This window comes from Pseudoalteromonas sp. S2721 (genome assembly GCF_005887425.1).
Classification (GTDB): Bacteria; Pseudomonadota; Gammaproteobacteria; order Enterobacterales; family Alteromonadaceae; genus Pseudoalteromonas; species Pseudoalteromonas simplex.
This window is the reverse complement of the sequence record NZ_PNCZ01000044.1, coordinates 69,759-76,601: the sequence shown is the minus strand read 5'-3', so window position 1 is coordinate 76,601 and position 6,843 is coordinate 69,759. Positions and strand designations below refer to the sequence as shown.

At 40.9% G+C, this 6,843-nt stretch carries 6 protein-coding genes and 1 pseudogene; 6 read left to right on the top strand and 1 reads right to left on the bottom strand.

Features of this window, described 5'->3' with window-relative positions; all coding sequences use genetic code 11:
* Positions 1–184 (top strand): annotated as a pseudogene (locus tag CWC02_RS20865) (hypothetical protein); the annotation flags it as partial.
* A gap of 213 nt (positions 185–397) precedes the next feature.
* On the opposite strand, the gene CWC02_RS16615 reads toward CWC02_RS20865, so the two are convergent.
* The gene (locus CWC02_RS16615; RefSeq protein ID WP_138619428.1) at positions 398–1,753 is read right to left on the bottom strand and encodes a M14 family zinc carboxypeptidase; all 1,356 of its coding nucleotides are present in this window, start codon (positions 1,751–1,753) and stop codon (positions 398–400) included.
* Positions 1,754–2,167: 414 nt separating this feature from the next.
* Between CWC02_RS16615 and CWC02_RS16610 the strand changes: the two genes are divergently transcribed.
* The 5 genes from CWC02_RS16610 to cyoD all read left to right on the top strand — a co-directional run bounded on the left by CWC02_RS16610 (position 2,168) and on the right by cyoD (position 6,719).
* A complete protein-coding gene (locus CWC02_RS16610; RefSeq protein ID WP_063706310.1) occupies positions 2,168–2,587 on the top strand; it encodes a hypothetical protein in 420 nt (139 codons plus the stop codon).
* A 235-nt stretch (positions 2,588–2,822) separates the two neighbouring features.
* On the top strand, positions 2,823–3,737 hold the full coding sequence (gene cyoA / locus CWC02_RS16605) for a ubiquinol oxidase subunit II (RefSeq protein WP_138619426.1): 915 nt from the start codon (positions 2,823–2,825) through the stop codon (positions 3,735–3,737).
* A gap of 2 nt (positions 3,738–3,739) precedes the next feature.
* Positions 3,740–5,728, top strand: a complete 1,989-nt coding sequence (gene cyoB / locus CWC02_RS16600; protein ID WP_054554289.1) for a cytochrome o ubiquinol oxidase subunit I — start codon at positions 3,740–3,742, stop codon at positions 5,726–5,728.
* Positions 5,725–6,360 carry a cytochrome o ubiquinol oxidase subunit III gene (cyoC, locus tag CWC02_RS16595; RefSeq protein WP_054554290.1) on the top strand — a complete coding sequence of 212 codons (636 nt, stop codon included), beginning with the start codon at positions 5,725–5,727 and terminating at the stop codon, positions 6,358–6,360. Before cyoB ends, cyoC begins: the two co-directional genes overlap by 4 nt.
* A complete protein-coding gene (cyoD, locus tag CWC02_RS16590; RefSeq protein ID WP_138619424.1) occupies positions 6,360–6,719 on the top strand; it encodes a cytochrome o ubiquinol oxidase subunit IV in 360 nt (119 codons plus the stop codon). Before cyoC ends, cyoD begins: the two co-directional genes overlap by 1 nt.
* Positions 6,720–6,843 lie beyond the last annotated feature (124 nt).

Below are 6,843 nucleotides of genomic sequence, written 5' to 3'. Positions count from 1 at the left end.
TTTACCTCCTATTCTTGAAAGGCTGAATTTAGAAGCTAAAAACTGGTTAACATTAACAACTCAATTTGAAAACTTATTTCATGGAGCTGCAGGTCGAGTAGGGGCTATTGAGCGTTATTGCACTAAAACTGCGCGTAAGCGACGAAGTAATCTAGCAAGCTGTAAGTTATTACTTGCTAGTTAATCTTAAATTTCTCTCGACTTTTATTTTTTGCAAACTCTTGCAGCTAACTTGTGCTTTCAATTCTCATAAAACTAAATCTTTTATCTTGGTTTCTATTGTTAGATTAAGCTAATAGGATAGTTTGTCTACTCAGCTATTATTTTAGGTTACAAATTTAAGGTATTTGGAGATTTAACAGGCACTTTTAACAGTGCCTGTCTTTTTAAATCGTGTTTAATCTAAATTAATTAACTTAGCTCCTAAAACAGCGTACTTATTTTTACCGTTGGCGTGTAAGAAAAAGGCGGCAGATGCATGAAGTGAAGGTATTGATGTAAATACACTTTTACACTCGTAAATAGGCCATGTTGTGGCGTTTTCTAGCATACTAAGGTCGCCAGAAAAACAATTATACCCTTGTTTTAAAAGCGCTTTGTATTTGCTTTCTGTCAGCGTGAAAGACTCATTTAAAACAAAACTGTTACCTGTTCTAAAGCTTAGGCTGCTTGCATCCAAACTTGTGTAACCTTGACGGATACTGCTTATATCACCCAATTCTTTAATTATGGGTGACTGTCCTTTGTTGTTTATTGCAATATCTATCTGGTAATCACCTAGCTCACTCTTTACAGTTACATCATCTATTAGTAAGTCTACCCAATTGTCTTTAGTGTTAAATGGAATGGCGTGGTACTGGGCTATTTTAGCGCTTTGCCACTCTCCCGAAGTTATTGAATCAATGGTCTTTTTATATAAAACACGGTTAACTTTACGGGCTATTTGGCGATTTGGGTCGTTTGGGTAAGCACCTGATTCAATTAATATAGTTCGGATACCTTTTTCAGAAAATGTATCCCCAAAACTGCGGTAAGAGTAACTATCGTTGTACTTTCCTAAGTGCCCAGGGATCATTGTTTCAACCGTTTTGGCTAAGTGGGCAATAAACTGCATAGCCTCACCACGAATTTTATTCACTTCTCTTGCTTCATTATAGGCGGGTGCTAGCACTGAAATAGAGGCTTGTTTACCCATTTTTCCGGCACCGTAATAGGCATTCTGATCATGTAAATTAAAGCCGAAATCAGGTTTGAATTCATCAGCCGCAGTCATGAGTATTTGTCCTTCTTTTGTGCGAAGGGCTTTAGCATCACGATTTAAATCAATACCTTGTGCATTATGGCGAGTTTGAGCTGCGGCGCCGTCTGGGTTCACCATAGGGATAATGAGAAGAGTTATTTTCTGTTGCCATTTTTCTAGCCATTGTGCGTTTTCATCGGCAGTTATAAAGCTTAAAAAATCCATTAGTGCGGCAGTAGCTGTGTTTTCGTCGCCATGCATTTGGCTCCACATCATCACTTTGATTGGGCCGGTGCCGATTTTTAGAGAATTAAGTGCCTGTCCTTGGAAAGAGGTGCCGATTTGTTTTAGTGTGACGCTTGGATGTTTTGCTGCGCTTTTTAAGTGTGGCTCTATATCGGCGTAGTAAATCGCAGGTTTATCTAAGCCAGCTACAGCGGTGTCTTCAATCGTATTTGCAAGTGTACTGGTACTTAGTGCTAAAAGGGCTGTGGCGAGTACATATAGGCGCATAATTATCTCTTTTATTCTTTATTTTAATATTATGTAGAATATTATATTTTTAATGGTTTGGCTAATCCTTGTTCAGTATTAAAGCTTCGATTGCTACTGACTAAGTATGCTTTAAATCGCTATTTTTATGCTATTTTCTTTTTCTTCATAGCTTTACGCTATATAAAATACAGTATTACTTTTAAGTACTTAGCTTCAATAGGTTTGTTTTTTTACAGTTTATTATCAAATGGCTAAACAATACTTAACCGTGTGCTGTAAAATTCTACTTGTACCGTCTGTTGACTTTGTTATACTCCACATCGAAATTTCAGTAATTACTGAAACTTTATTGATGAAGATCATGTTACCGCATTAAAAAATAGGGTAAGCCATTTACCTAAAATGCAGTAAAAGCGAGAGAAGGCGTGAGTTTTGCGAGCAATTAATCAGTCACAAGGTGTCAAACAGTCTAGCTTAGCTAGGTTGCAATTGGCTGCGCGTGCGTTTTTTGCTGGCAAAGAACTAATGTCAGTTTTAGCCTTGTTGCTGATTAATTCAGCCATGCTAATCAACGGTACATTAGAAGATGCTCACGGGCTAAGAAGTTTATTAAGTGAAGGTGCTTTATACGAAACACCGTTGCTTAATGTTTTGAGTTTTTTAGCTTACCCTGTGGTGTCTTGCCAATTACTTATTGGTTTATGCTGGTTGGTCTTCCATTTCTTCCCTGCGCGTCGTGCAGGTGTCATTTTACGTAAAGCGGCCTTCGCTGCGCGTGAAACGATAAAGTCTTTAGTAGTACACAGCGCTCATGGCTGTCGTGCTCCTCCTCGTGTAAGTGGTTGTCTGTAAATAAGCTTTGTTGCTTAAGTTCAGCCATTTTAGTCGTTTTCTAAGTTGTCTTTACTAAGCACCTAGTGGGTTTTTACGCCCAAATTTCAGTCAGCCAACCTAAACTCCCTCACTTCTTAGCGTGCCGATTTGTCGTGCTCGTTAGTCAGCCGAGGGATATCTGTAGCATCTGTTGCAGAAAAGCGTCGTGTTCTTATTTCGACAAGTGTTAACTTTTAGGTTGTAGGATATTCCTTTGTCAATTCGAAACCTTTGTAATATTGCTCTAGCGTCTTTAGTGCTGGCCTTGTCTGGCTGTAAAGGCGGGGTACTCGATCCAAAAGGTCAAATTGGTGTCGACGAGAAGTATTTAATTATCGTAGCTACGGTGTTAATGCTGATTGTTGTGATTCCAGTTATTGCCATGACAATTTATTTTGCATGGAAATACCGTGATGGACGAGATCAAGAAATTTACGCTCCAAAGTGGGCGCACTCTAATAAGATTGAAGCTGTAGTTTGGACCATTCCTATCATCATCGTTGCGATTTTAGGTGTGATCACGTGGCAGTCAACGCAACAACTTGACCCATATAAACCACTTGAGGGTAAAGGTAAGCACCTTACTGTTGAGGTTGTTTCTTTGAACTGGAAATGGCTATTCATTTATCCAGAGCAAGGCATCGCCACAGTGAATGAGCTTGTTTTTCCTGCCAATATGCCAGTGCAGTACAAGATCACCTCAGAAAGCACCATGAACTCGTTTTTCATTCCACAGCTTGGTAGCCAAATTTATTCAATGGCAGGCATGGAAACAAAGCTTCATTTAATTGCTGATGAGCCGGGTACTTTTAAAGGCTTCTCTGCTAACTACAGTGGTGCAGGTTTCACAGGTATGAAGTTCGATGCCATTGCAACAGCTACAGAAGCTGATTTCGATGCTTGGGTAAACAAAGTAAAAAATACTGGTTCTGCATTGACTAAGCAAAGCTATGTTGAACTTGCAAAACCAAGTGAATACGACCCAGTTAAATACTATGCCAGCGTAGATAAAGATATGTTCCATTCAATCGTAATGAAATATATGCAAGCGCATGGCTCTCACGGTGCAATGCAACACGCTATGCCAGAGCACTCAGCTCATAAGAAGCACAGCGAGGACGAGGAATAATCATGTCGTTGTTAGGTAAATTAACATTAGACGCAATCCCGTTTCATGAACCAATTATCATGGTTACCATGACGGTTGTTGCTGTCTTAGGTCTGTTAGTGGCAGGCTTAGTAACAAAATATAAAAAGTGGGGCGTGATTTGGCACGACTGGATCACCTCAATTGACCATAAGCGTTTAGGTGTTATGTACATCATTCTTGCGCTTATCATGCTTTTCCGTGGTTTCGCGGATGCCATTATGATGCGACTGCAATTAGCAATGGCTACTGGCGGTGCAAGTGGTTACTTACCACCAGAGCACTATGACCAAATATTTACGGCACACGGGGTGATCATGATCATCTTTATGGCGATGCCGTTTATGATTGGTTTAATGAACATCATTTTACCGCTGCAAATTGGTGCCCGTGATGTTGCATTCCCATTCTTAAATAACCTTAGCTTTTGGTTAACTGCTGGCGGTGCAATCCTAATCAATATCTCATTATTCTTTGGTGAGTTTGCGAAAACGGGTTGGGTGGCATATCCACCGTTGTCAGAGTTGTCATTCAGTCCAGGTGTCGGGGTCGATTATTATATATGGGCCTTGCAGATATCCGGCTTGGGTACCTTATTAACATCGGTAAACTTCTTAGCGACTGTATTTAAAATGCGTGCACCAGGCATGACATTAATGAAAATGCCTATTTTTACTTGGGCATGCACGTGGGCGAATATCTTAATTGCAGCATCGTTCCCAATTTTAACTGCTGTACTGGCTATGTTAACGCTTGATCGTTATCTCGATTTCCACTTCTTCACGAATGAATTAGGTGGTAACGCGATGATGTACATCAACTTATTCTGGGCATGGGGTCACCCTGAAGTTTACATTCTGATCTTACCTGCGTTCGGTATTTTCTCAGAAGTTATCTCAACGTTTGCTGGTAAACGCTTGTTTGGTTATAAGTCGATGGTTTACGCAAGTGGTGCAATTTCGATTTTAGGTTTCATCGTTTGGCTTCATCACTTCTTTACTATGGGCTCAAGCGCTAACGTTAATGCCTTCTTTGGTGTTATGACCATGGTTATTGCGGTACCGACCGGGGTTAAGTTGTTTAACTGGTTATTCACTATGTATCGTGGTCGTTTACGTATTACTGTGCCTGTCCTTTGGACTTTAGGTTTTATGGTGACTTTTACTATCGGTGGTATGACCGGCGTGTTACTTGCTATTCCTGGTGCTGACTACGTATTACATAACAGCTTATTCTTAATCGCTCACTTCCATAACACCATCATTGGCGGTGCGGTATTTGGTTATTTAGCTGGTTTTGCGTTTTGGTTCCCTAAAGCAATGGGCTTCAAACTTGACGAGAGTTGGGGCAGACGATCTTTCTGGTGTTGGTTAATTGGTTTCTTCGTGGCATTCATGCCGTTATACGTACTTGGTTTCTTAGGTATGACACGTCGCTTAAACCACACAAACAACCCTGATTGGAACATTTGGTTATACATTGCAGCTGGCGGTGCGGTGATCATTATGTTTGGTATCTTGTTCCAAGTTGTGCAACTTGTAGTGAGCTTCAAAAACCGCGAGCAACTTGATGATACAACGGGCGATCCGTGGAATGGTCATACCCTTGAGTGGGCATCTGCTTCACCTCCACAGTACTACAACTTTGCGAAAATCCCTCATGTTGATGACATCGATGCGTGGACAGACATGAAAGAAAAAGGCTTAGCCTACAAGCAAGAAGCCTCTTATAGCCCAATTCATATGCCAAAAAATACATCGGCAGGTGTATTAATGAGCGCAGCTTTAACAACCTTCTGTTTTGCCATGATCTGGCACATTTGGTGGCTTGCCGCCTTTGGTTTACTGGGTGCTATCGTGGTGTTCATCAAGCGTTGTTATACCAGCGATGTTGATTATTACGTGCAACCAGATGAAATTGTTGAACTAGAAACGGCTCACAATACAGCCGCTACGAAGGAGGTGAATGCATGAGTAGCATTTCTGCAGGGCTCGACACCTTAAACGGCGCACACGGTCATGTCGATGCACACGACCATGAGCACCACGATACAGGTGGTAACACCGTATTTGGTTTCTGGCTTTATCTTATGACTGACTGTCTGTTGTTTGCATCATTTTTTGCAACCTACGCAGTATTGTTCATGAACACTGCTGGCGGTGTGTCGGGTAAAGATATTTTTGAACTTGATTTTGTTGCGGTTGAAACCGCAGCTCTACTACTTAGTAGTATCACATTTGGCTTTGCGATGATCTCTGCTCACGGGCAGAAAAAGGCGGCTACGTTAACTTGGTTGCTGGTTACCTTTGCCTTTGGTGCAGTGTTTATTGGTATGGAAGTGTACGAATTTCATCACCTAATTGCGCACGGTAATGGCCCTCAGCAAAGTGCCTTTTTAACATCGTTCTTCTCTTTAGTGGGCTTACATGGTCTTCACGTTACAGCGGGTCTTATTTGGATGACTGTCCTGATGATTGAAGTTGTGCGCCGTGGTTTAAACCCACAAACAGTGACACGCCTAAGTTGTTTAAGCTTATTCTGGCACTTCTTAGATGTGGTGTGGATCTGTGTATTTACCGTTGTTTATTTAATGGGAGCAATGTAATGAGTCACAGTGAATCACATGTAATTAATAACTTAGAAGTTCATGCACATAATGATCAATCACATGGCAGCGCTAAAGACTATTTAATTGGTTTTCTACTGTCAGTGGTTTTAACGGCTATTCCATTTTGGGCTGTGATGAGTGGTTCGTTTTCTAAAACGACCACTGCATGGTGCATCGTGAGCATGGCGATTGTGCAAATTTGGGTGCATTTGAAATATTTCTTACACCTAAACTTCAAAACTGAAGACGGCAAGGCAAGTTCATTGTCGTTTATCTTTAGTGCTTTAATCATTGTAATGGTGGTTGGTTTGTCGGTGTGGATCATCTACGAATCGAACGCCATGATGATGTACTAATAACAATTACTTGGTAATTGGTAAAAGATTTACGAAAGGAGCTGGTTAGTCTGAGGTTGTGTCTCCAGTTCTTACAGTCTGTTACTAGCTAGTTTCTTTCGTAATATTGCGTTTGTGCTGAAAA

Coding starts and splice junctions, on each gene's coding strand:
- CWC02_RS16615 (WP_138619428.1), bottom strand. CDS start 1,753: ATGCGCCTATATGTACTCGCCACAGCCCTTTTAGCACTAAGTACCAGT.
- cyoB (WP_054554289.1), top strand. CDS start 3,740: ATGTCGTTGTTAGGTAAATTAACATTAGACGCAATCCCGTTTCATGAA.
- cyoC (WP_054554290.1), top strand. CDS start 5,725: ATGAGTAGCATTTCTGCAGGGCTCGACACCTTAAACGGCGCACACGGT.
- cyoD (WP_138619424.1), top strand. CDS start 6,360: ATGAGTCACAGTGAATCACATGTAATTAATAACTTAGAAGTTCATGCA.